This is a genomic window from Seonamhaeicola marinus (assembly GCF_008085455.1).
On record NZ_VSDQ01000847.1, the window covers coordinates 1 to 312 of the forward strand.

Genomic DNA, 312 nt, shown 5'->3' on the forward strand with positions numbered 1-312 from the left:
TTTTAACCATTCATTAAACTCATCAGAGTTTTCTTCAGAAGGCGTTAGCAGTTTAACTACCGAACCTAATGTACGTTTTTCACTTAAAAATGAGCGTGATTTTGGGCGGTTAGGATCTTTAACCTTCCATCTTGTTGAATAATCAAATTCAATAATTTCATCGGCTTTTTTAAAATCTTCTTCAATATCATGAATGTTGAAAGAGCTATACGTTATAGCGTTTTGCATAGATTTTGAAATCTCTGATTTACCACCACCAGACACAGTACAAGGTTTGTGGCAAAATACACCTTCAGGATAGGTTTCAACCAT

The 312-nt window shown here is 34.3% G+C and carries 1 protein-coding gene; it reads right to left on the minus strand.

Annotation, left to right across the window (positions count from 1 at the left end):
- The coding region (locus tag FUA24_RS23835; protein ID WP_148545820.1) for a hypothetical protein at positions 1-312 on the minus strand (312 nt) is incomplete at both ends.